22 protein-coding genes are annotated in these 26,297 nt (G+C 73.4%); 3 read left to right on the top strand and 19 right to left on the bottom strand.

What is annotated here, in order from left to right:
* Positions 1-13: 13 nt before the first annotated feature.
* The 8 genes from ACU4ZT_RS01720 to ACU4ZT_RS01685 form a co-directional block, all read right to left on the bottom strand.
* Positions 14-910 (bottom strand): oxidoreductase, encoded by an 897-nt coding sequence (locus ACU4ZT_RS01720; RefSeq protein ID WP_414748507.1) that lies wholly within the window; start codon positions 908-910, stop codon positions 14-16.
* Entirely contained in the window at positions 907-2,655 is a 1,749-nt protein-coding gene (locus ACU4ZT_RS01715) for a PhnE/PtxC family ABC transporter permease (RefSeq protein ID WP_445337732.1), read from the bottom strand. Before ACU4ZT_RS01715 ends, ACU4ZT_RS01720 begins: the two co-directional genes overlap by 4 nt.
* Positions 2,652-3,506 (bottom strand): phosphonate ABC transporter ATP-binding protein, encoded by an 855-nt coding sequence (gene phnC / locus ACU4ZT_RS01710; protein ID WP_270980655.1) that lies wholly within the window; start codon positions 3,504-3,506, stop codon positions 2,652-2,654. The genes ACU4ZT_RS01715 and phnC overlap by 4 nt, the downstream gene beginning before the upstream one ends.
* A 21-nt stretch (positions 3,507-3,527) precedes the next feature.
* Positions 3,528-4,496, bottom strand: a complete 969-nt coding sequence (gene phnD, locus ACU4ZT_RS01705) for a phosphate/phosphite/phosphonate ABC transporter substrate-binding protein (RefSeq protein ID WP_445337731.1) — start codon at positions 4,494-4,496, stop codon at positions 3,528-3,530.
* A gap of 156 nt (positions 4,497-4,652) precedes the next feature.
* Positions 4,653-5,453: an NAD-dependent epimerase/dehydratase family protein gene (locus ACU4ZT_RS01700; protein WP_445337730.1), complete on the bottom strand. Its 801-nt coding sequence runs from the start codon at positions 5,451-5,453 to the stop codon at positions 4,653-4,655.
* Between the two features lie 86 nt (positions 5,454-5,539).
* Complete coding sequence (locus ACU4ZT_RS01695; RefSeq protein ID WP_217491898.1) at positions 5,540-6,475, bottom strand: carbohydrate ABC transporter permease; 936 nt, start codon at positions 6,473-6,475, stop codon at positions 5,540-5,542.
* A gap of 1 nt (position 6,476) precedes the next feature.
* Positions 6,477-7,421, bottom strand: a complete 945-nt coding sequence (locus tag ACU4ZT_RS01690; protein ID WP_414748511.1) for a carbohydrate ABC transporter permease — start codon at positions 7,419-7,421, stop codon at positions 6,477-6,479.
* Between the two features lie 6 nt (positions 7,422-7,427).
* A complete protein-coding gene (locus ACU4ZT_RS01685) occupies positions 7,428-8,684 on the bottom strand; it encodes an ABC transporter substrate-binding protein (RefSeq protein ID WP_414748512.1) in 1,257 nt (418 codons plus the stop codon).
* A gap of 286 nt (positions 8,685-8,970) precedes the next feature.
* Here ACU4ZT_RS01685 and ACU4ZT_RS01680 point away from each other — a divergent pair, with 286 nt between their 5' ends.
* Together ACU4ZT_RS01680 and ACU4ZT_RS01675 are read left to right on the top strand one after the other, a co-directional pair.
* Positions 8,971-10,221, top strand: coding sequence for a Gfo/Idh/MocA family protein (locus ACU4ZT_RS01680; RefSeq protein ID WP_414748513.1), 1,251 nt, complete (start codon positions 8,971-8,973; stop codon positions 10,219-10,221).
* Positions 10,222-10,274: 53 nt separating this feature from the next.
* Positions 10,275-11,348 carry a LacI family DNA-binding transcriptional regulator gene (locus tag ACU4ZT_RS01675; RefSeq protein ID WP_063070443.1) on the top strand — a complete coding sequence of 358 codons (1,074 nt, stop codon included), beginning with the start codon at positions 10,275-10,277 and terminating at the stop codon, positions 11,346-11,348.
* Here ACU4ZT_RS01675 and ACU4ZT_RS01670 read toward each other — a convergent pair.
* From ACU4ZT_RS01670 to ACU4ZT_RS01635, 8 genes are all read right to left on the bottom strand, one after another.
* Positions 11,345-12,115 carry an ABC transporter ATP-binding protein gene (locus tag ACU4ZT_RS01670; RefSeq protein ID WP_063070444.1) on the bottom strand — a complete coding sequence of 257 codons (771 nt, stop codon included), beginning with the start codon at positions 12,113-12,115 and terminating at the stop codon, positions 11,345-11,347. The two genes, ACU4ZT_RS01675 and ACU4ZT_RS01670, sit on opposite strands and share 4 nt — an antisense overlap.
* Entirely contained in the window at positions 12,112-13,212 is a 1,101-nt protein-coding gene (locus ACU4ZT_RS01665) for a FecCD family ABC transporter permease (RefSeq protein ID WP_414146341.1), read from the bottom strand. Before ACU4ZT_RS01665 ends, ACU4ZT_RS01670 begins: the two co-directional genes overlap by 4 nt.
* Positions 13,185-14,240, bottom strand: coding sequence for an ABC transporter substrate-binding protein (locus tag ACU4ZT_RS01660; RefSeq protein WP_445337729.1), 1,056 nt, complete (start codon positions 14,238-14,240; stop codon positions 13,185-13,187). Before ACU4ZT_RS01660 ends, ACU4ZT_RS01665 begins: the two co-directional genes overlap by 28 nt.
* A 107-nt stretch (positions 14,241-14,347) precedes the next feature.
* Complete coding sequence (locus ACU4ZT_RS01655; RefSeq protein WP_175345447.1) at positions 14,348-14,515, bottom strand: hypothetical protein; 168 nt, start codon at positions 14,513-14,515, stop codon at positions 14,348-14,350.
* 150 nt (positions 14,516-14,665) lie between these two features.
* Positions 14,666-15,673 (bottom strand): LacI family DNA-binding transcriptional regulator, encoded by a 1,008-nt coding sequence (locus tag ACU4ZT_RS01650; RefSeq protein ID WP_063070461.1) that lies wholly within the window; start codon positions 15,671-15,673, stop codon positions 14,666-14,668.
* Between the two features lie 89 nt (positions 15,674-15,762).
* Positions 15,763-16,677, bottom strand: a complete 915-nt coding sequence (locus ACU4ZT_RS01645) for a carbohydrate ABC transporter permease (protein WP_254654433.1) — start codon at positions 16,675-16,677, stop codon at positions 15,763-15,765.
* Positions 16,674-17,624, bottom strand: coding sequence for a carbohydrate ABC transporter permease (locus tag ACU4ZT_RS01640; protein ID WP_445337728.1), 951 nt, complete (start codon positions 17,622-17,624; stop codon positions 16,674-16,676). The genes ACU4ZT_RS01645 and ACU4ZT_RS01640 overlap by 4 nt, the downstream gene beginning before the upstream one ends.
* Complete coding sequence (locus ACU4ZT_RS01635; RefSeq protein WP_445337727.1) at positions 17,621-18,907, bottom strand: ABC transporter substrate-binding protein; 1,287 nt, start codon at positions 18,905-18,907, stop codon at positions 17,621-17,623. Before ACU4ZT_RS01635 ends, ACU4ZT_RS01640 begins: the two co-directional genes overlap by 4 nt.
* Positions 18,908-19,039: 132 nt before the next feature.
* Here ACU4ZT_RS01635 and ACU4ZT_RS01630 point away from each other — a divergent pair, with 132 nt between their 5' ends.
* Entirely contained in the window at positions 19,040-21,418 is a 2,379-nt protein-coding gene (locus ACU4ZT_RS01630; RefSeq protein ID WP_445337726.1) for a beta-L-arabinofuranosidase domain-containing protein, read from the top strand.
* Between the two features lie 96 nt (positions 21,419-21,514).
* Here ACU4ZT_RS01630 and ACU4ZT_RS01625 read toward each other — a convergent pair whose 3' ends face one another.
* The 3 genes from ACU4ZT_RS01625 to ACU4ZT_RS01615 form a co-directional block, all read right to left on the bottom strand.
* Positions 21,515-22,087: an NADPH-dependent FMN reductase gene (locus ACU4ZT_RS01625; protein ID WP_414748519.1), complete on the bottom strand. Its 573-nt coding sequence runs from the start codon at positions 22,085-22,087 to the stop codon at positions 21,515-21,517.
* 67 nt (positions 22,088-22,154) lie between these two features.
* Complete coding sequence (locus ACU4ZT_RS01620) at positions 22,155-23,195, bottom strand: PDDEXK nuclease domain-containing protein (protein ID WP_063070449.1); 1,041 nt, start codon at positions 23,193-23,195, stop codon at positions 22,155-22,157.
* 39 nt (positions 23,196-23,234) lie between these two features.
* Positions 23,235-26,225: a glycoside hydrolase family 2 TIM barrel-domain containing protein gene (locus ACU4ZT_RS01615; RefSeq protein ID WP_445337725.1), complete on the bottom strand. Its 2,991-nt coding sequence runs from the start codon at positions 26,223-26,225 to the stop codon at positions 23,235-23,237.
* Positions 26,226-26,297 lie beyond the last annotated feature (72 nt).

Genomic DNA, 26,297 nt, shown 5'->3' with positions numbered 1-26,297 from the left:
GGCGGGCGCGGGCTCAGCCGGGCCCGTCGCTCGCCGCCGCCAGCAGCGGCACGAGCACGGCGCCGATGGGCATCGGCAGGCCGTGCGCCCGGCCCCGTCGGAGGACGACCCCGTTGCGCGCCTGCCACTCGAGCGGTCGTCCGGCGTCCCGGTCCGCGAGGATCGAGGTGCCCTGGTCGGCGGGCGCCTGGGCGAAGTCGTCGACGATCCGGTCGGCCACCCCGTCGTCGAGGTGGGCGCCCTCCGCGCGCGCGACCTCCAGGCACTCCCGCGCGTAGGCCCGGGCGAGCGTCGCGACGTCGTCCCGCCGGAACACGCCGGCCCGCCGTCCGGTGGCGGCCATGATCCCCGCGACCGCGTTCTGCACGAGCTTCCGCCAGGCGGCCGTGGTGAAGTCGGCCGCCAGGTCGACCCGGCACCGGCTGCCCGCGAGCGCCTCGACGGCGACGCGGGATGCCGGCACGTCGGGCAACGTGAGGCGCGGGGTGCCGCGGAGCAGCACGGATCCGTCCGCCTGCGCCTCCGCGGGGAACCACACCACCGCGGGCACCACCGGGCAGCCCGGGACGTGCGGCGCGACGTCCGCCACCTGCTCGACCCCGTTCTGCAGCACGACGACCACCGTGCCCGCGTGGCAGAGCGCCCGGAGCCACGGCGCCGCCGCCTCGATCTGCGTGGCCTTCACCGCGAGGAGCACGAGGTCGACGGGCGCGGTGACGCCGGCCGGATCCGTGCGCACGGGCCCCGGCACCACGATCGTCGTCCCGTCCGGCGTGCGCAGCTCGAGCCGCTCGCGCGCCGTCCGACCGCCGAGGAGCACGGGCACCCCCGCCTCGTGCAGCGCGGCGGCGACGGACGTGCCGATCGCGCCCGGGCCGACCACGGCGACGGCGGGCCGGACGGGCGTCACCGGAAGACGCGGCGCAGCCAGGCGGCGAGCGCCTCGACCGCGAGCACGCTCACGAACACCATCGCGACGAGCGTCGTCACCTGCCCGTGCAGCGTCATCACGGAGGAGGCGTTCGTCAGGTGGAACCCGATCCCGCTGCCGCCGACGATGCCGAGGATCGTGGCCGCCCGGATGTTCGTGTCCACGAGGTAGAGCGAGTTGCCGACGAGCGACGGCAGCCCCTGCGGCCAGGTGGCCGACAGGAAGCGCTGCCCCCGGGTCGCGCCCACCGCGGTGAGGGCGCGCTCGGGACCGGCGCCCACCTCCTCGAAGGAGTCGGCGATGAGCTTGCCGAGGAGCCCCACGCCGCCGAACGCCAGCGCCACGACGCCGGCCTGGTTGCCGAGCCCCGTGATCATGATGAGCAGGATCGCGAGCACCAGCTCGGGCACCCCGCGGAACACGACGAGCACGCCGCGCGCCGCGTTCCGCACGGCGGGGCTCGGCGCCACGTTGCGGGCGGCGAGGGATCCGACGACGAGCGCGAGCACGACCGAGAGCAGCGCCGCGGCGAACGCCACCTGGATCGTCACCAGCAGCGCCTCGGCGAACTCGCCGAACGTGTGCGATCCGGTGCTCGGCGGCCAGAAGCTCTGGAGGGTGGGGACGACGTACTCCCACGTGACCTGGCCGAGGTCGATGTCGGCCATGAGGTAGCCGCCGACCACGACCACCACGGCGAGCGCCGACCACGCCGCCGTGCGCACCCGGTCGGCCGTCCACGGCCGCCGCTGCATCGACTCGACGGTCACGGCGCGCGCGGTGCCGGCGCTCCCGGCGCGGTCGGGCAGGGCGCGGTCGCGCGTGAGGCGCCGCACGATCCGGTCGCCCAGCCCGCGCCCGGCGGGCCGCACGCCCAGCGCGCTCCGGCGGATGGACGACGACACGACCTCCAGCAGCACGCACAGCGCGAAGATGACGAGCGCGATGCCGATGCCGCGGCCGTAGCCCTCCGGGAACTGGCCGAACGCGACCTTCATCGCGTAGCCGAGCCCGCCCACGCCGGCGTAGCCGAGGATCGCGGAGCCGCGGAGGTTGATGTCGAAGCGGTGCAGCACCGTGGCGATCCACGACGGCAGCACCTGCGGGAACACGCCCGCCCAGAACTCCTGCGCGCGCGTGCCGCCGGTGGTGCGGATGGCGCGCTGCGGGCCCTCGTCGACCTGCTCGATGGCGTCGGCGAAGAGCTTCGAGATCATGCCGATCGAGTGGATCCCGATGGCGAGGATGCCGGGCAGCGGGCTCCCCAATGCGAACGCCAGCGCGAACGCCAGCGCGAGCACCACGTCGGGGATCGCGCGCGTCACCACGCCGATCGCGCGGCCGACGAGGCGCAGCCACGGCGCCGGGGTGGTGTTGCGCGCCGACGCGTAGGCGACCGGCACGGAGACGAGCGCGGCGACGAGCGTGCCGAGCACGACGATCCCGAGCGTCAGCCCGATGAGGTACGCGAGGTCCCCGGCCGGCGGGAAGCTGATCGGGTCCATCCGCGAGAACACCTTGGCGGCGTTGGCGACGCTGCGGAGGACGTTCGACCAGGTGAAGTCGAGCGTCGTCAGCGCGTGGATCGCGAACGCGACCAGGGCGAGCACCACGACCAGCGCGAGCGCCTTCTGCCGGTCGGGCCGCCGTCGCGGGGCGCGCTCCTCGACGTCCGGGCGGACGCCGGGCGGCGCCTGGCCCGGGCGCTCGGCGACCGCGGTCACCGGCTGCCGTCCGCGCGCACCCCGACGGGCTCGTCGAGCGGCATCACGTCTCCGAGCTCGGTCGCGATCGCGGCCAGCGCGGAGGTCGTGGACGCCACGCGCCCGTAGATCTCCATCACCTGCGCCTTGCCGATGCCGCGCGTGGGGGTGTCGAGCACGACCTCGCCGTGGCGGAGCCCGACGATGCGGTCGCCCCAGCCGAGCGCGAGGTCCACCTGGTGCAGGCTGCACACCACCGTGAGGCCGTCGTCGGCGGCGATCTCGCGGATGAGGCGCATCACCTGCTCGCTGGACTCCGGGTCGAGGCTCGCGACGGGCTCGTCGGCGAGCAGGATCTCGGGCCGCTGCATGAGCGCCCGCGCGATGGCGACGCGCTGCTGCTGCCCGCCGGACAGCCGGTCGGCCCGCTCGTAGGCCTTCTCGAGCAGGCCCACGCGGTCGAGGTGGCCGAGCGCCTCGGTGCGCGCGGCGCGGGGGTAGGTCCAGATGCCGAGGCGCGGCCCGCGGAGGCGGCCGAGCGCGCCGGTGAGCACGTTCTCGAGCACCGTGAGCGAGGGCACGAGCTCGAACTGCTGGAAGATCATCGCGACCCGGCCGCGGAGGGCGCGGAGGTCCTGCCGGCCGAGGGCGGCGACGTCCTGGTCGAAGACGCGGACGCTGCCGGCGGTCGGCAGCTCGAGGCCGTCCAGGTGCCGGAGGAGGGTCGACTTGCCCGAGCCGGACAGGCCGAGGAGCACGACGACCTCCCCGCGCTCGACCGTCAGGTCGACATCGTGGAGCGCCCGCGTGCCGCCGAAGTCCTTGGTGACCGCGGAGACGGAGATGAGCGGGGAGGTCGTCGTGCCGGTCATGGTCGATTCAGTCCGTCCGCGTCACTTCGCGCACTTGGCGGCGGCGATGGAGTCGCAGAGCTCCGCGATGCCCGAGTAGTACGAGACGTCCTCCGGCTGGGCGCCGAAGTAGCCCTTCGCGAAGCCGTCGGTCATCGGCACGCCGGAGGCCTTGATCGCGTCGATCGTGGCGCCCTGGAGCGCCGTGGTGAGCTTCGCCTTCACGTCGGCGGGCAGCGCCGAGGAGATGGAGAGCGGCCCGCCGGGCACGTACTCCTTGCCGACGACGGTCAGCTTCCCGGCGGCCGCCTCGGGCTCGACGATCGAGTCCTCGGCGAACCCGACGTCGCACTGGCCGGACGCGACCGCCTGCGCGGACTTGTCGTGGGCACCCGCGAAGTAGGGCGTGAAGTCCGCGAACTGCGGGTTGCCGTTGGCGTCGGCGCCCGTGCTCGTGACGTCGAGGCCGGCCTTCTGCAGCTGCTTGAGGCCGAAGAGGAAGCCGGAGGTCGAGTTCGGGTCGACGAAGCACACGGTCTTGCCCTTGGCACCCGAGAGGTCGGTGATGGAGGAGCCCTTCGGCACGATCGCCTCGGAGTAGTAGCCGGGGTCCGTGACGCTCTTCGAGGTGAGCATCGCGGCGACCGGCTCGATCTCGGCGCCCTTGTTCGAGGCCATGACGTACTGGAGGGCGCCCGAGCTCATCATGTCGATCTTGCCGGCGACGGCGGCCGCGATGAGCGCGGTGTAGTCGGCGGTGGGGTAGTACTCGACCTTGAGGCCGGTCTCCTTGGCGATGTAGTCCTCGAGCGGCTTGTTGTTCGAGTCGGAGCCGGCCTGGTCGGGCGTGGCGCCGAAGACGAGGGTGCCCTCGGACTTGGCCCAGGTGCCCGACGAGTCGGCGGATCCGGACGAGTCGGAGCCGCCGGCGGAGCAGCCGGTGAGCGCGAGGGCGGCGACGAGGGCGGAGGCCGCGAGGGCTCCGACGCGGGTGCGGGGGGACAGGGACATGGACGTGCCTCTCGAGTCGGGACCCGCGGGCGGAGATGGGGGAGGCCACGGGTCGGAGCCGACTCTAGGAACACGCGAGGGGAGCGGCGTGCCGCTCAGGTGGCGCGACCGTGAACGTGTCCGGAAGAGCAGACATCTCCTCCGGAGCGCGCACCCTCAGCCCATGTCGGAGCCCAGCTCCACCTCCGTGAAGATCGAGCCGAGCAGCACGCCCGCGGGCGGCGTGGTGTCCGCGCCGAGCTCCGGGAAGCGGTGGGCGAAGACCTCGGCGTCGTCCTCGGGGTGGTAGCCGATCGCCTCGCCCGCGGCGAGCGAGACCCAGCGGCGCGTGTTCCGCGAGACGCCCCACACGATCCGGTGGCCGGGCTCGTCCCACCGCAGCACGGCCTCCACGAGCCGCACGGCGTCGGCCGCGGAGAGCCAGGTGGAGATGCTGCGTGCCTGCGACGGCTCGGGCTCGGCCGTCATGATCCGCACGCTCACCACGATGTGCCCGTGCCGGTCGGCGTAGAGGCTGCCGAGCCCCTCGAGCAGCACCTTGCTGAGGCCGTAGAAGGTGTCGGGTCGGGGCGCGGGCACGTCCTCGCGCGCGGCCTCGGTCGCGGGCAGGAAGCCGACCGCGTGGATGGAGCTGGCCGCGAGGATCCGCGGCACCCCCGCCCGCACCACCGCCTCGTGCACGGCGTGCGCGCCGTCGTTGTTCACGGCCTGGATCGCCTCCCACGGCCGCTCGGCCGCGTGCGCCGCGAGGTGCACCACGAGGTCGGATCCGCGGAACGCCTCCGTGCACGCGTCGACGTCGGTCGTGTCGACGATCGCCGACGTCTCCCCGTCGGCGAGCGGCGTCGGCGGCGCCACCACGTCGAGCAGCCGCAGCTCGTGCCCGGCCGCGAGGAGGAGCGGGCGGATGCTCGTGGCGATGCGCCCGGATCCTCCCGTGATCGTGATCGTGGCCATGTCGGATCCCCTCGTCGTCGACGCGTCGGCCGCCGCGGCCGTCCCCCTCATCCTGGCGGGAGGCCGGCCGCGCGGGGAGGGCGGCGTCACTTCTCCGCGCCGGCCACCATCCCCTTGATGAAGAACCGCTGGAGGAAGAGGTACGCCACGAGCACGGGCACCACGGCCATGAGCGAGGCCGCCGCGGCCGCCCCGAGGTCGCTGCTCTGCTGCCCGAAGAACGCGGCGATCGCGGGCGCGATGGTCCGCACCGCCGGGTCGGTGAGCAGGTAGCCGGAGAGCGCGAACTCGTTCCACACGGCGACGCTCGTGAGGATCACCACGGTCGCCGTCACCGGCTTCAGCAGCGGCAGCACCACCCGCAGGAACACCTGCAGCGTGGAGGCCCCGTCGAGCGCGGCGGCCTCCTCGAGCGACTCCGGGATCGACCGGATGAACGCGCTGTAGAGGAAGATCGCGAGCGGCAGCTGCGTGGTCACCATCACGAGGATCACGCCCCAGTAGGTGTTCGTCGCGCCGAGCTGCGTGAGGAACGAGTACAGCGGCACGAGGATGCTGAGCGGCGGCACCATGATCAGCGCCACGATGCACGCGAACACCAGCCGGTTGAGCGCGGTCGCGCGGCGGGCGAGCGGGTAGGCGGCGAGCGCCCCCAGCACGCACGTGATGGCCGTGGACGCCACGGTCACGATCGCGCTGTTGCCGATGGCGCGGAGGATGCCGCCGTCGCGGGCCGCCGTGACGAACGCGTCGCCCGTCAGCCGGTCGAGCGGGAGCGCGAGCTGCGCGGCCGGATCCCCGGGCGAGCGGAGGGCCGTGGTGACGGCGATCCAGAACGGCAGCAGCTGCACCGCGCACATGAGCGCGAGCGCCGTGCCGAGCGCGACCGTCGCGAGGCGCTGGCGCGGGGTGCGGCTGCCGGCCGTGCGGGAGCGGGCGGCGTCGCGCGGCGCCTCCGCCGCGTCGTCCGGCTCGGGGATCCGGGCGGGTGCGTCCGGCCGGGTGGTGTCGAGGGCGGTCATGTCATGCCTCCAGTCGGCGGCGGTTGAGGACGGTGTTGAGCACCAGCGTGAAGACGACGATCACGGCGAACAGGGCGACGCCCATCGCGGACGCGTAGCCCGCGCTCTGGTTGTCGAAGTACGCCTTGCCGATGAGGGTCGACACCGAGTTGGTGGAGTAGCCGGGCCCGCCGCCGGTGAGCACCTGGATCACGTCGAAGAGCTTCAGTCCGCCGATGAGGTTGAGCACGATGCTCGTCGCGAACGCGGGCTGCAGCAGCGGCAGCGTCACGTGCACGAAGCGCTTCCACCCGCCGGCCCCGTCGAGCATCGCGGCCTCGTGGTACATCGCGGGGATGGACTGCAGGCCGGCCAGGTAGATGATCATCGAGACCCCGACGAACTGCAGCGAGTTGACGAGCACGACGATGGCGACCGAGGTTCCCGCGTCGGAGAGCCACGCCTGCCGCTCCCCGCCGAACGCGAGGACCACGTCGTTGAGCGTGCCCTCGTTGTACTGGAAGAGCAGGTAGTACATCGTGCCCATGATCACGGGTGAGACGAGCACGGGCAGGTAGATGATCGCGCGCATCGCCATGCGCCCCCGGATCGCCTGGTCGAGCGCGAGCGCCAGCCCGAGGCCCAGCACCTGCTGCACGATGGTGGATCCGAACCCGTAGGCGAACGTGTTGAGGAGCGAGCTGCGGAACACGTCGTCGGTGAGGAGGCGCGCGTAGTTGTCGAGGCCCGTGAAGGTCATGGTCGGCGAATAGCCGTCCCAGTTCTGGAACGAGAGCATCACGCCGCGCACGAGCGGGTAGGCGGTGAACGCGCCGAGCAGCACGACCGCGGGCAGGTACATGAGGTTGATGCCCGGACGGGTGGCCGACCCGCCGGCCCGGCGCCTGCGCACCGGGCCCGCGGGACGCCGACGCCCGAGCGGCGGCACGACGGGGGTGGTCGCCATCGGGCGCTACTTCCCCTGGCCGTGGAGGCTGGTGAAGTCCTGCTCCACCTGCGCCACGGCCTTCGGGACGTCGGACTGGCCCGTGATGACGGAGTCGGTCGTGGTCACGAGCGTGTTCCACATGCCGTTGGGCAGGTGGACGCGGTCGAAGTACGGCACGAGCGGCGTCTTGGCCTGGGTGACCCAGGTGTCGTAGCTGCCCTGGAGCGGGCCGAGGTCGCTGGCGGCGTCGGTGAGCCCGGGCGCGGATCCGCCCGCCGCCGCGAGCTCGGCGTCGTTCCCCGGCTCGGCGAGGTAGGCGAGGAATGCCTTCGCCTGGTCGAGGTGCGCGCTGGTCTTGGAGACGCCGAACGCGTTCATCTCGCCGCCGATGAGGTACGGGTCGCCCGTGGAGCTCGGCACGGGCATGAAGCCGAGCGACGCGTCGGGCGAAGTGCGGAGCGCGTTGTTCGCGACCGAGTTCTGCTGGAAGACGAACGCCGCCCGGCCGGCGCCGAGCGCCTTCGACATGTCGTCCTGCGTGGCGGAGGAGTAGTCGGGGTTCACGTAGCCGGCGTCGACCCAGCCGGCGATCCGGTCGAGCACCTTCGCGTAGGGGGCGTCGTCGAAGGTGCCGGACGAGAGGCCCTCGAGCTGGGCGTCGGTGTACTGGCCGGGCGCGATCCAGTCGACGAGGTTGCCGGCCGGGCCGTTGGCCTTGCCGCTCACCTGCACCACGGTCGTGCCCTTCGCGTGGATCCTCGCCGCCGCCGCGTCGAACGCGTCCCAGGTGGTGAGCGAGGCCGGGTCGACGCCCGCGTCGCGGAGCACGTCGGCGTTGTAGAGCACCCCGGCGATGTCGGTGTCGACCGGGAGCGCGTAGATGGCCCCCGACCCGTCGCGCATGGCCGCGTCGAGCTGCGGGTTCACCTTCGCGGCCCACGGCTCGTCCTGAAGCGGCGCGAGGAACTGGGCGTAGCGGTCACGCGACCAGCCGTGCGTCATCCAGATGTCCGGCACGTCGCGGGAGGCGAGCTTCACCTTGAGGTCCTGCTCGTACTGCGTGCTCGAGGGGATCAGGTCGATCTTCACCTCCGGGTTCGCCCGCTCGTACGCCTCGGTCAGGGTCGTGAGGGTCTTCAGCTGGTCGGTGCCCTGGGCGAAGCCGGTCTGCATCTGGATGGCGCCGTCGGAGCCGGCGCCGCCCGCGCATCCGGTGAGCAGGGCGGCGGAGGCGACCACCGTGGTGAGGAGTGCGCCGGTGCGCAGGATTCGTGACTTCATCGTCGGCCCTTCGTGGCTGCTGACCGACGGCGCGAGGGGAGCGGCTCGTCGGTGAGCCGCGGCGTCGCCGGTCGGTGGGCGTGAATCTACACGTGTAGCTATCGCAGGGCAAGGTTTCGCAACGGGTCCGCATTCCGGGCATCCCCGGCGCTCACGCAGAGGGTTGTCACGAGTAGATCGCGCATGCCAGACTTCCCGGCACAGCGCCGACGACGATGCCCCGGCCTCGTCGCGACGACGCTGCCGCACCCGCTGAGCGATGACGCTCACCATCGAAAGGCCAGCCATGCTCTCCCTCGGGATCGTCGGCGCCGGACAGTTCGCCGGCCAGTTCGCCGCCCTCTTCAAGATCCACCCCGACGTCGATCGGGTCCTCGTCACGGACCTGCTCCCCGAGCGCGCGGAGGAGCTCGTCACCCGCGAAGGGCTCGACGGCGCCGTCGACTCCTTCGACGCCCTCCTCGAGACCGACGTCGACGCGGTCGCGCTGTTCACGCAGCGCTGGACGCACGGGCCGCTCGTCGTCCGCGCCCTCCGCGCCGGCAAGCACGTCTACTCGGCCGTGCCGATGGCGGTCTCCGAGGAGGAGATCGCCGACATCATCGAGGCCGTCCGCGAGACGGGCCTCACCTACATGATGGGCGAGACGAGCTACTACAACCCCGCCACGGTCTTCGCCCGGAAGAAGGTCGCCGAGGGCGCGTTCGGCCGGATCTTCTACGCCGAGGGCGACTACGTCCACGACATGGACCTCGGCTTCTACGCCGCGTACCAGTACAGCGGCGGAGATGACTGGAAGCGCACGGCGAGCTACCCGCCCATGCACTACCCGACGCACTCGATCGGCGGCGTCCTCGGCGCGATCCCCGGCCACGCCGTGAGCGTCAGCTGCATCGGCGTGCGCGACGACCGCGGCGACGGGGTGTTCGACCGCGAGGTCAGCCAGTTCGACAACGACTTCTCGAACGCGACCGCGCTGTTCGAGCTCGACAACGGCGGCATCATGCGCATCAACGAGATGCGGCGCGTCGGCTACCCGTCGCAGATCCGCGAGTCGCGCTTCCGCTACTTCGGCACGGAGGCGAGCCTCGAGCAGATCGCCACGGTGAGCGTCTGGCAGGACAAGCACGACGTCACCGACATCTCCGAGGAGCTCACGACGCAGCCGAGCATGTCGCTCGACGACCCGTCGCTCGCGCACGTGGCGCCCGAGCTCCGCGAGGCGTTCGTCTCCGGATACGCGCCCGTGCACGACGAGGACCGGCTGCCCGCGGTGTTCCACGGCGTCCCGAGCGGGCACGAGGGCAGCCACCACTTCCTCGTGGACGACTTCGTGCGCGCGGTCGTCGACCGCACCCTGCCGCCCGTGAACGCCTGGGTTGCCGCGCGCTACACGATGCCCGGCATCGTCGCCCATCGCTCCGCGCTGCAGGGCGGCGAGCGTCTCGACGTCCGCGACTTCGGCGACGCCCCGGCCGACCTGCCGACCACGGCCCCGGCCGGCTCCGCGGATAGGATCGCAGCAGGATCCCGCTGACCGGCGCGACGTCGGGTCGCCGGGACCCGGTCGGGCAGGGAGGAGCGAGGCGCATGGCGACCTCCGCCCCCCTCCCGCCCGACGGGTCCCGTCCCCGCGGCGCGTCCCTCCCCCGCGGCCAGGTCACCCGATCCGACGTCGCCCGGTACGCCGGGGTCTCCACCGCGGTCGTCAGCTACGTCGTCAACAGCGGGCCGCGGCCCGTCGCGGAGGCCACAGCCGAGCGCGTGCGCGACGCGATCCGCGTGCTCGGCTACCGCCCGAACGCGAGCGCCCGCGCGCTCCGCACGGGCAGCACGCAGATGCTCGGGCTCGTGGTGCCCGAGATCGGCAACCCGCTCTTCGCCGAGATGGCGATCGCCGTGGAGCAGTGCGCGGCCCGACGCGGCCACGCGGTGCTGCTCGTGAACAGCGAGAGCGATCCGCAGGTCGAGCGCACCCTGATCCGCTCGCTGACCGCGCGGCAGGTCGACGGGATCATCATCAGCACCGTGCAGCACGGCAGCGCCGTGGTCGACCTGCCGACGCTCGGCGTGCCGGTCGTCCTCCTCAACACCTTCTCCGCGCAGGACGGCGTCGAGACCGTGGGCGTCGACGCGCGGGCGGGCGCGCGCCTCGGGGTGGAGCACCTCATCGGGCACGGGCACACGCGGATCGGCCTCATCATCGGCGGGGCCGAGGTGGAGGCGCGCGAGCACGGCTGGCAGGACGCGACCCGGGCCGCCGGGCTGCCGGACGGGCCCCTCGCCCGCGAGTCGTTCACCCGCGAGGGCGGCTACCGCGGCGCGCTCCGGCTCTTCGGCGGATCCGACCGGCCCACCGCGCTCTTCGCGAGCTCCGACATGCAGGCGATCGGCGCCCTCCGCGCGCTCGGCGAGCTCGGCCTGCGGGTCCCCGAGGACGTCGCCGTGGTCTCCTTCGACGGCACCGACGAGGCGGAGTACGCGGCGCCGCGGCTCACGGTCGTGCGGCAGCCGGTGGAGGAGATGGCGGAGGAGGCCGTGACGCGCCTCATCGCCCCGGATCCCGAGCGGGCCCCGCACCACGCGTCGTTCACGCCGACGCTCGTGATCGGACGGTCGTGCGGGTGCGCGGCTCCGGCCGAGGCGACGGCCGAGCCCGCCTAGAGCGGCGCCGCGTCGAACAGCACGCGCGAGCAGCCGACCGCCTGGTCGTGCGTGACGACCGCGCGCACCCCGTAGACGTCGGCGATGAGCTCGGGCGTGAGCACCTCCCGCGGATGCCCGCCCGCCACCACGCGCCCCTCGCGCAGCACCAGCACGCTGTCGCAGAACATCGCCGCGAGGTTGAGGTCGTGCAGCGCGATCACCGTGGTCACCGGCAGGTCGCGCACGAGCGCGAGCAGCTCCAGCTGGTGGCGGATGTCGAGGTGGTTCGTCGGCTCGTCGAGCAGCAGCTCGCGCGGCTCCTGTGCGAGGGCGCGCGCGATGTGCGCCCGCTGCCGCTCGCCGCCGGAGAGCGTCCGCCAGGCGCGATCCGCCTTCGCCTCGAGCCCGACGTGCGCGATGGCGCGGTCGATCGCCGCCTGGTCCTCGGCCGTGTCGCCGCCGAGCAGCGTGCGGTACGGCGTGCGGCCCAGGCGCACCACGTCGCGCACCACGATGTCGACCTCGGTCTCGCCGTGCTGGGTGACGGTCGCGACCCGGCGGGCGACGTCGCGGCGCCGGAGCCCCGCGAGGTCGTCGCCGTCGAGCGTGACGCGGCCGGAGTCGGGCGACGCGGCGCCCTGCAGCAGCTTCAGGAGCGACGACTTGCCGGAGCCGTTCGGCCCGAGGAGCCCGACGGTGGATCCGGGTGCCGGCTCGAGCGTCACCCCGTCGACCACGAGCCGCCCGCCGCGCGCCCAGCGGACGTCGTGCGCCCGGAGCGTCATGCGCGACCCCGGTTCCGCATCAGCAGCAGCATGAAGACGGGCACGCCCACGAGCGCCGTGCCGACGCCCACCGGCAGCGGCGTCGGCGCGAACGCGAGGCGCGAGAACGCGTCGACCCACACCATGAAGACGGCGCCGAGCACGATCGTGGCCGGGACGACGCGCGCGTGCCGCTGGCCGAAGAGCAGGCGCGCGGCGTGCGGCAGCACCAGGCCGACGAAGCCGATGGCGCCGGCGATGCTCACGAGCGTCGCCGTGAGGAGGGCCGTGACCACCAGGAGGATCGTGCGGGTGCGGCCCACGTGGATCCCGAGCGACGACGCCACCTCCTCCCCGAACGCGAAGGCGTCGAGCGAGCGGGCGTAGGCCAGGCAGACGACCGCGCCGATCACGACCACGGAGACGCTGAGCCCGACCTCGTCCCAGCGCATGCCCTCGAGCGATCCGAGGAGCCAGAAGGTGATGCCGCGCGTCTCGTCGGAGTCCGCGAACGCGAAGACCACGAGGGAGGTGAGCGCGGAGAACAGCTGCGTGCTCGCGACGCCCGCGAGGATCACCCCGGCCGTGCCCGCGGACGAGAACCGCGCGAGCAGCAGCACGAACCCGAAGGCCACGAGCGCGCCGATGAAGGCGCCGCCCGACATGCCGATCGCGCCGCCGCCGAGGCCGAGCACCCCGATGAGCACCGCGCCCGTGGAGGCGCCGGAGGAGACGCCGAGCACGAACGGATCCGCGAGCGGGTTCCGCAGCAGCGACTGCAGCACGACGCCGCACAGGCCGAGGCCCGCGCCGCACGCCGCCGCGACGAGCGCGCGCGGGAGGCGCTCCTGCCAGACGATCGCGTCCTCGGAGACGCGCACCGGGATGCTCGCGAGCCCCGCGTGGTTGAGCAGGATGTCGCGCACGTTGACGAGCGACACGTCGGCCGGCCCGAGCGTGACGGCGACGCCCACCGAGAGCGCGAGCGCGACGATCCCGAGCACGACCAGCAGCCCGACGCGGAGCGCGTGCGGCAGGGCGCGCACCCGCGCGGCCGCGGCCTGGAACGGAGCCCGCGGGGCCGCGGCGCTCAGAGCTTCGCCCCGCGCGCGTCCCACCAGGCCCGGATCTTCTCGAGCCCGTCCACGAAGCGGATCGACGGGTTCATCTCGGCGCCGTGCAGCGCCACCATGCGGTCCTCCTTCACGGCCGTGAGGTCGCGCGTGAGCGGGTCGCTCGTCAGGAAGTCGATCTTGTCCTGCAGCTTGTCGCCGGGGAACCTGTTCCGCTGGAGGTCGCCGAGAACGAGGATGTCCGGATCCCGGTCGACCACGTCCTCCCAGCCCGCGGCGATGAAGTCGTCGTGCACCTCGGGGTACGCGTCCGTGGCGCCGACCTGGCGCGAGAGCAGCGACGTGGCGCCGAACCCGCCGCCCATGTACGGCGTCTTGGTGTCGGCGAACCAGTACATGACCTTCGCCCCGCCGAGGTCCATGCCGTCGGTGGCCGCGGCCGCGCGCTGCTGGAGCGACGCGACGAGCGCCTCGCCGCGGTCCTTCACATCGAAGACCGCGGCCATCTCGCGGATCTCCTGGTACAGCGCGTCGACCGTGAGCGGCGTGGTGCGCTTGCCGCCGCCGTTGATGCTGATGTCGGAGTCGCAGTCCGTCGGCGAGAGGTAGGAGGGGATGCCCGTCTCGGCGAGCCGGTCGCGCGTGACCACGCCGCCGGTGCCGTAGTGGCGGCCGAAGGAGGCCGTGACGAAGTCGGGGTCCGCGTTCAGGAGCACCTCGTAGGTGGGCGCGTTGTCGGCGAGGCGCGGCACCTTCGCGTTCGCGTCGGCGAGCGAGTCGAGCACCGGATCCGTCCACGAGGCCGTGCCGACCATGCGGTCCTGGAGGCCGAGCGAGAGCAGGATCTCGGTGGAGTCCTGGTCGAGCGACACGACGCGCTGCGGCGCCCGGTCGATCGTGACGTCGTGGCCGCAGTTCGACAGCGTGAGCGGGTAGGTCGTCGTCCCCTGGCCCGTCTCGGCGACGGACGCGGCGGGCACCACCTCGGAGGCGCCGCATCCGGTGAGGGCGACGAGCACGAGGCCCGTCACGGCGGTGGCGGTGAGGCGGGCGAGGGCGCGAGCGCGGGGCATGGGTCTCCTGGGGTCGAGGCCGTCGGGCGGCCCGCGGGGAGCCGGGCCGCCGGTAAGCATAGCCTTACCTCACTGGCGGTTCGACCGCTCGCGCACAGCGGGCCGCCCTAGCGCCGCGGTCGCCGCGACACGACGCGGTAGACCACGGCGATGCCCAGCGTGAGGATGGCGAAGAGCACGAGCGACCACTCGGACCTGACGAGCGCGAAGCAGATCACCTCGCAGACGCCGAGGACGAGGACGGCGATCCAGGTGGGGACGGGCTTGCGGTCCATGTCGGGGCTCCAGTCGTGACTGCGGCGACGATCGGGGGTGAGCGCCATCGGCAGCGCGGCGCTCTCGCGCTCCGACCCTAGGCGGGAGTCGTGGGCGCATGTCAACCGATCCACACCCGTCGAACGCCGACGAGAGATCGGGCCCCCGCGTCAGCGCCCGCGCGCCACCGTCGACCCGCGCACGATCAGCTCGAAGCCCATCGTCTCGGAGCGGAAGGCTCCCGCGTCCGCACCGCGTTCGATCCGCTCGGCCAGCATCGCGACCGCACGGCGGGCGATGGCGCGACGGCCGGGCGACACCGTGGTGAGCGGGGGCTGCGCGAAGCGGGAGTCCTCCGTGTCGTCGAGCCCCGCGACCGCCACGTCCTCGGGCACGCGGAGGCCGCGCTCCTGGAGCATCCACTGGGCGCCGAGCGCGAGGGAGTCGTTGAAGCCGAACACGGCGTCGAGCTCGACCCCGTCGTCGAGGAGGCGGGCCATCGCGGCGGCGCCGGACTCGCGGCGCCAGGGGCCGGGATCCGCCCGCAGGCGCGGATCGAGCGGGATGCCGGCCGCGGTGAGGGCGTCCTCGGCGCCGCGCTGCCGGAGCGCGGCGCCCGACGGCTCGCCCGCGTCCCGCACGCCGATGAGCGCGATGCGGCGCCGCCCGGTCTCCACGAGGTGCGCGACCGCGGCGCGCGCGGCGTCCCGGTCGGCGATGAGCACCTGGTCGGCGAGGCCCTCGAGGAAGCGCTGGCCGATCATCACGAGCGGCACGTCCAGGTCGATGAGGCCCGCGTCCTCCTGGTGCAGGGCGAGCGGCTCGTAGATCACGCCGTCGAGCACCTGGCGGTGGAGGCCCGAGAGCGCGCCGATCTCGCGGTCGCGCCGCCCCGCCGTCGTCTCGACGAGCACGCTGAGGCCGAGCTCGTCGGCCGCGTCGATCACGTCCTGCGCGAGCGGGGCGAGGTACGCACTGTCGAGCTCGGGGATCACGAGCGCGATCATGCGCGAGCGGCCGGAGCGCAGGTTCCGGGCCGACACGTTCATCCGGTACCCGAGCTCGGCGACGGCCGCCTCGATGCGCGCCCGCGTCCCGTCGCGCATGTAGGGGTAGCCGTTGAAGTAGTTGCTGACGGTCTTGATGGAGACGCCCGCGGCACGCGCGACGTCGCTCATGGTCGCCGCCATCCGCTCCCCCTCGTGTCCGTGCGCCGTCCGGGTCGCCGCGCGCGGCCCCAGCCTCGCACGCGGGCCGGGCGGCGGCCCTACTTCACCGCGCCGCTGATGAGCCCGGCCACGTAGTACCGCTGCAGCAGCAGGTAGAGCACGACGCACGGGATCACCGTGACGGCGACGCCCGTCTGCATCAGCCCCCAGTCGACCGTGTTGTTCTGCCCGGCCGACAGGATGTTGAGGCTCACCGGCAGCGTGTACAGGCTCTGGTCGGTGATGAGGATGAGCGTCGCGAAGAAGTCGTTCCACGCCGAGAAGAAGGTGAGGAGCGCGGTCGAGACGACGCCGGGGATCGCGATGGGCAGCATCACCCGCCGCATCGCCTGCAGCGGCGTGTTCCCGTCGATGAGCGCGGCCTCCTCGAGGCTCGCCGGCACCGCCGCGAACGAGTTCCGCATCAGGAAGATCCCGAACGGCAGGTTGAAGGTCGCGAGCACGAGCGAGAGGCCGACGAGGCTGTTGTCGAGGTCGAGCTCGATGAGCGTCAGGAACAGCGGCGTGATGATCGCCTGGAACGGGATCATGAACGTGATGAGCACCAGGAAGAACACGAGGTCGCTCCCCCGGAACGGCAGCCGCGCGAACGCGTAGCCGGCGAGCGTCGACACCACGACCGTGAGCGCCGTCACCAGCAGCGACACGAAGACGCTGTTGCGGAGGCTCGTCACGAGGTCGAGGCCGCCGGTCGGCGTGAGCAGCCGCTGCAGGTTCCCGAGCCCGATCGACCCGTCCTGCGCGGTGAGCGCGGTGCCGAGCATGATCCCGAGCGGGTAGAGGAAGAGGAGCGCGACGCAGCCGCACGCGACGTACCAGGCGAGCCGCGGCATCGAGGCGCGGACGGCGCCGAGGCCGCGGGCGTCGCGGGTGCGTCCGGCGCGATCCGGGGACGGGCCGGCGGAGGGCGCGTCGGCGGCGGAAGCGGGGCGGGCGGGCGCGGAGGTGCTCATGCGTGGTCCGAGTTCCGGAGGAGCAGCATCTGGGCTGCGCTGACGAGGCCGAGGACGACCATGAGGATGATGGAGAGCGCGGCCCCGTAGCCGAGGTCGAGCCGGATGAACGAGGAGCGGTAGATCTCGTAGACCGCCGTGATGGTGCCGTTGTCCGGCCCGCCCGCGGTCATGATGTAGAACTGGTCGAACGCCAGCAGCGACCCGGCCACGCTGAACACCAGCACGAGCGCCAGGGTCGGCCGGAGCAGCGGCAGGGTGATGTAGACGAACCGCTGCCAGCGCGTGGATCCGTCCACCTCGGCCGCCTCGTTCACCTCCTGCGGGATCGACTGGAAGCCCGAGAGCAGCAGCAGCATCTGCAGCCCCGCCGACTTCCACGCGACCATGCTCACCACCACGAGGAACGCCGTCACCGGCCCGCCGAACATGTTCGTCGAGACGTCGACGAGGCCGAGGCCCGCGAGCGCCGTCATGGTCGGCCCGATCACCGGCTGCCACATGAAGAGGAAGAGGTAGCTCGCGGAGGCGAGGCCCACCACGACCGGCAGGAAGAAGATCGACTGGAAGACGCGGGCGGTGCGGGTGCGGCGCTGGATGAGGAGCACGAGCGCGAACCCGATCACGAGGAGCACCGGGGTCACGACCGCCGTGTAGACGAGAGTGAAGCCCACGGCCTTGAGGAACGCGGCGTCCTGGAACGCCTCGACGTAGTTCGCGAGGCCCGTGAAGGCGCGGTTGCCGAGGAGCGGCCACGTGTAGGTCGACATGGCGACGGTGCGCATCAGCGGCCAGATGAAGAAGGTGACGAGCATCACGACGGCCGGCAGCACCAGGAGGATCCCGGTGCGGCGCCGCCTCCTCGCCATGCCGCCGCGGTCGCGCACCGCGCTGCGGGCCGGGGACGCGACGGCGCCCTGCAGCCGGTCGATCACGGGTGCGGTCACTTCTCGTCCTCCTCGACGTAGACGACGGAGTCGAGGATGCGCTGCGCGTCGGCCTGGGCCTCGCGCTGCGCGTCGTCGATGCCGCCGCCGAACACGGACTGCGAGATCAGGTTCACCCAGACCCCGTTGTTGTCGTTGAACAGCTCGTTCTCGACCGGGCTGAACGGCACGTGGCCGACGCGGAGGGCGTCCGCGAACACGGCGTAGCGCGGATCCTGCGGCACGTAGGCCTCGTCGAGGAGGTCGGTGCGGATGGGCACGACCGACTGCTCGGCGAGGATCGTCTGCGCCTCGTCGCCCGTCGCCCACTCCACGAACTCCCACGCGGCGTCGACGTTCCGGGACCCCTCGAGGATGGCGAGGGTGTCGCCGCCGCCGAAGGACGCGGAACCGCCGTCCTTCCCCGGCAGCGGGGTGACGCCGAAGTCGACCTGTCCGCCCGCGACGAGCGCGCCCATGGTGGCGGTGCCGTCGGCGATCATGCCGACGTTGCCCTGCTGGAACGCGGTGGCGGTGTTCGGGCCGGCGTCGGTGCGGGCGAGGGACGGCATGCTGCCGTCGGTCCACATGCCGCGCATCAGCTCGAGCGCCTCCGTCACCTCGGGGCTGTCGAGCGTGGCCGTGCGGCCGTCGGCGGTGAGCACGTCGCCGCCGCTCCCCCAGATCAGCGGCGTGAAGCCGAAGATGAGGCAGCCGCCGCACGCGCCGGGGATGGAGTAGCCGTAGGTGCTGTCGCCGAGCGCGGTGATGGCCTTCGCGGCCGCGCGGATCTCCGCGTGCGTCGTCGGCGGGTCCTCCGGGTCGAGCCCGGCCTGGGCGAAGAGGGTCTTGTTGTAGAAGAGCACCGAGGCGTCGCCCGTGAACGGCACGGCGTAGGTGCGGTCGTCGAAGGACGAGACGGACGCGTGCGCCGGGCTGAAGGCGTCGGCGTAGCCGAGCGCGGCGACCCGGTCGGTGATGTCGACGAGGGCGCCGGCCTGCGCGAAGTACGGCGTGAAGACGAGGTCGAGCGCGGCGACGTCCGGCGGGTCGCCGCCGGCGATGGAGGTCGCGAGCTTCTGCACGTAGCTCGGCGACGGCACGAGCGTGATCTCGACCTGCGTCGCGTGCGTGGCGTTGTAGGCCTCGGCGAGCGGCTCGACGAGCGCCTTCTCGTAGTCGCGGATCCAGAGCTGCACGGTGCCGTCGCCCGCGTCGCCGGATCCGGCGGAGCAGCCCGAGAGCGCGAGGCCCGTGATCATGAGGGTCGCCGCGGCGGCCAGCCTCGTCGTGGTCCGCTTCATCGCGCTCCTCGTGTCCGTGATGCGTCGGCCCGTCGGGGCTCGGCCGCGAGGCCGCACGCACCGCCCTGGTGCCCTTCTACATCGTTGTACTAGATTATGTGCATCGATGTACAGCCCGTCAAGAGGACCCCGATGACCATCGCCCCCGCCGCCCCGCGCCCCGCCGCCGCCAGCCCGGGCGCCGCCCGGTCGTTCCCGCTCCAGGCCGTGCGGTTGGGCGACGGCCCGCTCCGGCACGCGCAGCTGACCGATGTCGAGCACGTCCTCCGCATGGATCCCGACCGGCTGCTCGCGCCGTACCTCCGCGAGGCCGGGCTCGACTCCCCCGTTCCGAGCTACGGCAGCTGGGAGGCGATCGGCCTCGACGGTCACATCGGCGGCCACCTGCTCTCCGCGCTCGCGCAGCTGCACGCCGCCACCGGCGACCCGCGGCTCCTCCCCCGGCTCGAGCACATGCTCGACGTGCTCGAGCGCTGCCAGGACGCGGCCGGCGACGGCTGGCTCGGCGGCGTGCCCGACGGCCGCGAGTTCGGCCGCACCATCGCCGAGGGCCGGATCGAGGCCGACACCTTCGACCTCGAGGGCCGGTGGGTGCCGCTCTACAACCTGCACAAGACCCTCCGCGGGCTGCTCCACGCGCACGAGCACGCCGGATCCGCCCGCGCGCTGCGCATAGCCGAGGGCCTCGCCGGCTGGTGGCTCGGCGTCTCCGCGCACCTCGACGACGACGCGTTCGAGGGCATGCTCGCGACCGAGCACGGCGGCATGTGCGACGCGTTCGCGACCCTCGCGGGCATCACCGGCCGCGCCGACCTGCTCGCGGAGGCGCGGCGGTTCGCGCAGCGCGCGCTGGTGGATCCGCTCGCGGCCGGCCGCGACGAGCTCGACGGGCTGCACGCCAACACGCAGATCCCCAAGGTGATCGGCGTCGAGCGGCTCGGGCGGATGACGGGCGACGCGCGCCTGCTCGCCGCCTCCGACGCGTTCTGGGACTCGGTGGCCCACCGGCGGAGCGTCGTGACCGGCGGCAACAGCGTGCGCGAGCACTTCCACCCGGCGCGCGACTTCGCGCCCATGGTGCTCGACGAGCAGGGGCCGGAGACCTGCAACAGCTACAACATGCTGGAGCTCGGGCGGCTGCGGTTCGAGCGCACGGGCGACCCGGCGATCCTCGACCAGGTCGAGCGCACGATGCTCGACCACGTGCTCTCCACGCAGCACCCCGAGCACGGCGGCCTCGTCTACTTCACGTCGCTCAGGCCCGCGCACCACCGCGTGTACTCGGTCGCCGGCGAGTCGATGTGGTGCTGCGTCGGCACGGGCATGGAGAACCACGCGCGCTACGGCGAGCAGGTGTTCGCGCGGACGGACGACGCGCTGCTCGTGGACCTCTACGTGCCGGCCGAGCTGGACTGGGCCGCGCGCGGGATCCGGGCGCGCATCGCGGGCGACGTGGCGCGCGCGGGCTCCGCGACGGTCACGATCACGGCGGACGCGCCCGCCGACCTGGAGCTGCGGCTGCGGCGGCCGGGGTGGGCGACGTCGATGGAGGTGCGGGTGGGGGACGACCCGGTGGCTGTGGTGCCCGGTGCCGACTGGGTGCCGATCCGCCGCACCTGGTCGAGCGAGGCCGTCGTGACCGTCCGCTTCGGCATGGAGGTGCGCGCCGAGGGCCTGCCCGACGGATCCGCGTGGACGTCGTTCCGCTACGGCCCGGTCGCGCTCGCCTCGCGTGACGGCCGGGACGGGATCGCGACGTCGCTCGCCGAGGACTCCCGCATGGGGCACGTGTCGCCCGCGCCCAAGGTGCCGCTCGAGCGGACGCCCGTGGTGACCGCGGTCGACCCGGCCGACGCCGTGACGCTGGTCGACCGCGGCGCGCTCGCGTTCCGTCTCGACGCGTGGCGGGGCGGCGAGCGGGTGGAGGTCGCGCTCGAGCCGTTCGCCGGGATCCACGACGAGCGGCACACGCTCGTCTGGCCCACCGGCGCCGACCCGGTCGCGCGCGCCGCCGAGCTCGCCGCGATGGACGCCGCCGGCACCGACGCGGCCGTGGTCGACGAGGTGGTCGCGGGCGAGCAGCAGCCCGAGGTCGACCACGCGTTCCGCGGGGAGGGCACGCGAGCGGGCGGCGCCGACGGCCGGCACTGGCGGAGCGCGACGGGCTGGTTCGGATACGAGCTGCGCGATCCCGCGGGCACGGCGACCGTGGTGCGGGTGCTGCTGCGGCGGGAGGCGTTGGGCGGCCACGCCGCCGCACCCGGCCCCGCGGCCGATGCCGCTCCCGTCGGCCAGGCCGTCCGCGTCGGCCAGGCCGTCCGCGTCGGCGGCGTCGAGGCGGAGCACGTCGCCGAGGTGGATCTCGGCGGCGAGGTCGGCGACGACGCGCTCGACGTGCGGATCACCGACGCCATGCGCGCCGGATCCCCCGCGGGCGCGCTCGCGGTGTCGGTGCACGCGGCTCCGGGCGGGCGCACGCGCGACGTGCTCGGGATGCAGCTGCGCCGCTGACCGCGACGGCGGACCGTCGGCGCCGCGCCGACCCGCCGGAGCGCGCACGAGGGGCCCGGACGATCCACCCGGGCCCCTCGCGTCGTGCGTCGCCGACTACGCGGAGACGGCCTGCAGGTTCTTCTCGATGTGCGCGTGGAACGCCTGCAGCCAGGAGAGGAGGAACTCCTCCGTGCCGGCGTTCGAGATCGCGCCCTCGGGCGAGATGAGGCCCTCGGTGGTCTGGATGTACGCCTCGGGCTGCGACAGCTCCGGCGACGCGAGGAACGACAGGATGCTGCGGAGGTGCTGCTGCGCGACGGCCGTGCCGACCGCGCCGATGGACGTGCCGATGACCGCGCTGGGCTTGCCCTGGAACGCGTTCTCGCCGTAGGGGCGGCTCGCGAAGTCGAGCGCGTTCTTGAGCACGCCGGGCACCGAGCGGTTGTACTCGGGCGTGACGATGAGGACGGCGTCGGCGTCGGCGATCCGCGCCTTGAACGCGTTCGCGACCTCGGGGTAGTCCCCGTCCATGTCGGCGCTGTAGAAGGGCAGCGGCGCGATGGGGATCTCGGTGAGCTCGAGGCCGGCCTGGGCGCCGAGGCGCTTGAGCGCGAGCGACAGGGCCCGGTTGATGGAGGTGGACGACAGGCTGCCGACGAGGTAGCCGACGCGGTAGGTGGTGCTCATGGGGTGCTCCTTCCCGCACGGATCATTTCCATGCGCGCGCATGGAGCCTAGCGGCGGCGCATGCGTGTCACCCGGGCGTCCGGGGCTCGCGCGGATCCCGGACAGCCCGGGCGAGCACCGCCTCCGATGGCAGGGCGGCGCGCTCGGCCTCGGGCAGGAGGTCGTAGCTGGACACGGCGACCGGTGCCCGCTGCCCGGCCAGCGAGTACCGCACCACCGCATCCGTCTTGCCCGCCACGAGCAGCAGGCCCACGGTGTCCGCGTGGTGTGCCCGGCGCAGCCGATCGTCGACCAGCGCGACGTAGAAGCCGAGCTGCCCGAGCTGCTCCGGACGGAAGCGGCCCGTCTTCAGCTCGATGACGACGTAGCGCAGCTGCTCGACGTGGAAGAACAGGAGGTCCACGAAGAAGTCGTCGCCGTCGACGTCGAAGTGGACCTGACGTCCGACGAACGAGAACCCCTCGCCGAGCTCGCGCAGGGTGTCGATGATCCGGTCCACGAGCGCCCGCTCGAGCTCGCGTTCCGCCGCGTCGCCGTCGACGGCCAGGAAGTCGAGCACGTACGGGTCCTTCGTGAGCTGACGGGCGAGGTCCGACTGCTCGGCGTCCAGGGCCCGGTCGAAGTTCGTCGGAGCGCTCGCCGACCTCTCGTGGAGGCGCGTGCGGATGTGGTGCTCGAGGACGTTGCGCGACCAGCCGTGGGAGACGCTGCGGGAGGCGTACCAGTCTCGATCCGCCTGCGCATCCACTCTGCTCAACAGCACCGTCACGTGTCCCCAGGGCAATTGCGCAACAGGCCGTTGCGCGATTGCCGGGTCGGGCCAGGCCCGCGCAAACGAGCGCATGTAGATCAGGTTCCGAGGCGAGAAGCCCTTCATCTCGGGGAACTCAGCTCGCAGGTCGGCTGCGAGACGTGAGATGACCCCGCTTCCCCACGCCTGCTCATCCGATTGCCGCGCGAGCGTGGCACCGATGCGCCAGTAGAGGATGACCAGCTCGGTGTTCACCCGCCGCTGCGCGGCGTGACGCGCGGCGTGCACGCGACCCTTCAGCTCGGCGAGCACGTCCTCGTAGGGAGGGGTGGGAGTGGGGGTCGAATGGAGGTCCATGCGCGCAGTGAAGCGCCCGCCACCGACATCGGCCGCCGGCTACCCCAGCAGCACCTCCCACGTGCGCAGCGACGGCCAGAGCGCGTGGCGCGGGAGCACGTCGGGGCCGCACGCGCGGGATCCGAGGCCGTGCTGCGCGTCGTCGAGGAACAGGTGCAGGCCGTCGGGGGCGGGGAGCTCGTGCGGGTGGCCGACGTCGGTCATCTGCTGCGGGGTCCAGCGGGAGAGCTGGAACCCGGCGCGGTGGCCGGAGGCGTCGGGCACGGTCGTCACGGTGAGGGGCGTCGCGCATCCGTCGCCGATCACGAGCGACCGCAGCTCCGGCCGGTGGCCCGTCTCCTGCGGGCGCGCGTAGGCCACCGCGAGGCCGTCGACGCTCGAGGCGAAGCGGCCGACGCGCACGGCCGTGCGGCTGTCGGCGTACGACTCCCCCGGCCCCGTGCCGTGCCACGCGACCGGGTGCTCGGCGAGCGCGGCCGGCAGGTCGATGCGCACGGCGACGCGCGGCCACGTGCAGTCCCACACGCCGAACGGCACGACCTCGGTCGCGAGCAGGAGGCCGCGGTCGGTCGCGGCCCAGCGGAAGGCGACGTCGACGCCCGCGCCGGAGTGCGCGGCCTGCACGCGCATCCGCGTCTCGAGGCCGTCCGCCGTGCGGGTGGATCCGAGCAGCCGGTGCGTGAGCCGGTGCAGGCCCCGCTCGCGCCAGCGGTCGGCCGACGGCGGGGTCTCCTCGGCGCCGCGTCCGCCGGTCAGCTCGGGCTCCGCCAGCTCGTACGATCCCTGGCCGGCGCCGCGGTCGTTCTCGGTGGGCGCGCGCCACAGCTCGAGGCGCGGGCCGCGCACGGGCACGCCGCTCCACGCGACGAGGTCGCCGCGCGCGTCGAATGCGCCGACGCCGAGCGCGTCGCCGTGCCAGCGCCCGACCGGCCGGGGTCGCGGCGCGGGCCGGTCGCGCACGAGCGCCTGGTGCTGCGCGACGACGTGGCCGGCCTCCGCCCAGGGCGCGTCGTAGCGGGTGACGACCTGCACGGTCACGTGCGCCTCCTCCGCGTGGCCGGCGACGCGCGCCTCCTCGGGGAGCGGGATCGTGACGGCGTCGCCGGCCGCGAGGGGTGCGTGCTCGAGGATCCCGCGGGCGACCCGGCGGCCGTCGTGGTCGAGGATCCAGACCAGGTCGACGTCAGCCGTGGAGGCGCTGTGCCGCCGGTTCTCGACCCGCACGGAGGATCCGTCGGCCGCCACCCGCACGCGCACCGGCGCGATGACCGCCGCGAGCTCGGCGAGGCCCGGGGTGGGCGTGCCGTCGGAGAGCAGCAGGCCGTCCATCACGAAGGGCCCGTCGTGCACGGGCTCGCCGAAGTCGCCGCCATACGCGTGGAAGGGGCGCCCGTCGGCGGTCCGCGCGAGCAGCCCGTGGTCGCGCCACTCCCACACGAAGCCGCCGTGCAGGCGCGGCCAGCGGTCGATCGCGTCCTCGTAGTCGGCGAGCGATCCGGGCCCGTTGCCCATCGCGTGCCCGTACTCGCACAGGAGGAAGGGCTTCGCGCGCTGCTTCGCGCCGGTCGCGCCCGTGGTCTCGTGGATGCTCGCCGCGGGCGTGCCGCACACCGAGTCGATCTCCTCGAGCGTCGGATACATCCGCGAGTAGACGTCGGTGTGCTCGCCCGTGAGGTCGCCCTCGTAGTGCACGGGCCGGGTCGGATCCGCGCGCCGGACCCACGCCGACATGGCCGCGATGTTGCGCCCGGTGCCCGACTCGTTGCCGAGCGACCACATCACGATCGACGGGTGGTTGCGGTCGCGGCCCACCGTGCGGGCGATCCGGTCGAGGTACGCGCCCCGCCAGCGCGGGTCGTCGGACGGGTTGTCCCGCCACTCCACGTCCCAGAAGCCGTGCGTCTCGAGGTCGCACTCGAGCACGACCCAGAAGCCGAGCTCGTCGGCGATGTCGAGGAGGCGCGGATGCGGCGGGTAGTGGGAGGTGCGGATCGCGTTGATCCCGCTCCGCTTCATCAGCTCGAGGTCGGCGCGCGCCTCGGCCTCGTCGAACACGCGGCCGCGCTCGGGGTGGGACTCGTGCCGGTTGACGCCGCGGAAGGTGAGGCGCCGGCCGTCCACGAGGAGCGCGTCGCCGTCGATGCGCACCGTGCGGAACCCGATCCGGAGGGTCGCCGTCTCGCCGGGCGACGACACGGTCGCGTCGTAGAGGCGCGGCAGCTCGGCGCTCCACGCGTCGACCGCGGGGATCGCGAGGGGCGCGACGTCGGCCGGGGTCTCCCACGTCGCGTGGATCCCGAGCTCGGGCACGCGCACCACCACGGGGAACGCGCCGTCCACCTCCACGGCGAGGAGACCGGATCCGTCGACGGGGTCGCGGTCGGCCCGCACCCGCACGTCATCGAGGGCGCCCGCCGGGCGGGCGAGCAGCTCGACCGAGCGGAAGATCCCGGGCAGCCACCACTGGTCCTGGTCCTCCAGGTAGGAGGCGGCCGACCACTGGTGCACGCGGATCCCGAGCACGTTGTCGCCCGGCACGAGCAGCGCGGTCACGTCGAGCTCGGTCGCGAGGCGGCTGCCGGTGGTCCAGCCCGCCTCGACGCCGTTGACCCAGAAGGTGGCGAGCCCCTCGATCCCGTCGGTGCGCAGCAGCACGCGCTCGGCGTCGGCGAAGGACGCGGGCAGCCGGAACGCGCGCCGGTGCTCGCCCGTGGGATTCGCGTCGGGCACGTGCGGCGGGTCGATGGGGAACGGGTACTGGAGGTTCGTGTACGCGGGCGATCCGTGGCCGTGCAGGACCCAGTGCGACGGGACGGGCAGCGTGGTCCAGCCGGCCGCGTCGAGCGCGGCGTCGTCGAGCGCGGGATCCGCGACCGCGGGCGTCGCGCCGGCCGCGTCCACGGGCGCCTCGGGCAGCAGACGGAACCGCCAGTCGCCGTCGAGCGACAGGGCGGGCGCGTCGGTCGCGAACCGCGCGCGCGGGGCGAGGCGCGAGGTGGATCCGGGGGCGACGTCGTCGAGGTGGGACATGCGGATCCTCCGTGCGTGTGGGTGCGCGCGACGGCGCGGGGTGGGACGGTCAGCGGGGAGCGGAGCGACGAG

Source organism: Clavibacter davisi (assembly GCF_052751415.1).
The sequence above is the reverse complement of the archived record's forward strand: the minus strand, read 5'-3'. Positions and strand labels throughout refer to the sequence as shown.

Coding starts and splice junctions, on each gene's coding strand:
- ACU4ZT_RS01635 (WP_445337727.1), bottom strand. CDS start 18,907: ATGAAGCGGACCACGACGAGGCTGGCCGCCGCGGCGACCCTCATGATC.
- ACU4ZT_RS01660 (WP_445337729.1), bottom strand. CDS start 14,240: ATGCCCCGCGCTCGCGCCCTCGCCCGCCTCACCGCCACCGCCGTGACG.
- ACU4ZT_RS01695 (WP_217491898.1), bottom strand. CDS start 6,475: ATGACCGCCCTCGACACCACCCGGCCGGACGCACCCGCCCGGATCCCC.
- ACU4ZT_RS01685 (WP_414748512.1), bottom strand. CDS start 8,684: ATGAAGTCACGAATCCTGCGCACCGGCGCACTCCTCACCACGGTGGTC.
- ACU4ZT_RS01620 (WP_063070449.1), bottom strand. CDS start 23,195: ATGGACCTCCATTCGACCCCCACTCCCACCCCTCCCTACGAGGACGTG.
- ACU4ZT_RS01650 (WP_063070461.1), bottom strand. CDS start 15,673: ATGAGCGACGTCGCGCGTGCCGCGGGCGTCTCCATCAAGACCGTCAGC.
- phnD (WP_445337731.1), bottom strand. CDS start 4,496: ATGTCCCTGTCCCCCCGCACCCGCGTCGGAGCCCTCGCGGCCTCCGCC.
- ACU4ZT_RS01670 (WP_063070444.1), bottom strand. CDS start 12,115: ATGACGCTCCGGGCGCACGACGTCCGCTGGGCGCGCGGCGGGCGGCTC.
- ACU4ZT_RS01680 (WP_414748513.1), top strand. CDS start 8,971: ATGCTCTCCCTCGGGATCGTCGGCGCCGGACAGTTCGCCGGCCAGTTC.
- ACU4ZT_RS01690 (WP_414748511.1), bottom strand. CDS start 7,421: ATGGCGACCACCCCCGTCGTGCCGCCGCTCGGGCGTCGGCGTCCCGCG.
- ACU4ZT_RS01645 (WP_254654433.1), bottom strand. CDS start 16,677: ATGAGCACCTCCGCGCCCGCCCGCCCCGCTTCCGCCGCCGACGCGCCC.
- ACU4ZT_RS01675 (WP_063070443.1), top strand. CDS start 10,275: ATGGCGACCTCCGCCCCCCTCCCGCCCGACGGGTCCCGTCCCCGCGGC.
- phnC (WP_270980655.1), bottom strand. CDS start 3,506: ATGACCGGCACGACGACCTCCCCGCTCATCTCCGTCTCCGCGGTCACC.
- ACU4ZT_RS01655 (WP_175345447.1), bottom strand. CDS start 14,515: ATGGACCGCAAGCCCGTCCCCACCTGGATCGCCGTCCTCGTCCTCGGC.
- ACU4ZT_RS01625 (WP_414748519.1), bottom strand. CDS start 22,087: ATGAGCACCACCTACCGCGTCGGCTACCTCGTCGGCAGCCTGTCGTCC.
- ACU4ZT_RS01700 (WP_445337730.1), bottom strand. CDS start 5,453: ATGGCCACGATCACGATCACGGGAGGATCCGGGCGCATCGCCACGAGC.
- ACU4ZT_RS01615 (WP_445337725.1), bottom strand. CDS start 26,225: ATGTCCCACCTCGACGACGTCGCCCCCGGATCCACCTCGCGCCTCGCC.
- ACU4ZT_RS01630 (WP_445337726.1), top strand. CDS start 19,040: ATGACCATCGCCCCCGCCGCCCCGCGCCCCGCCGCCGCCAGCCCGGGC.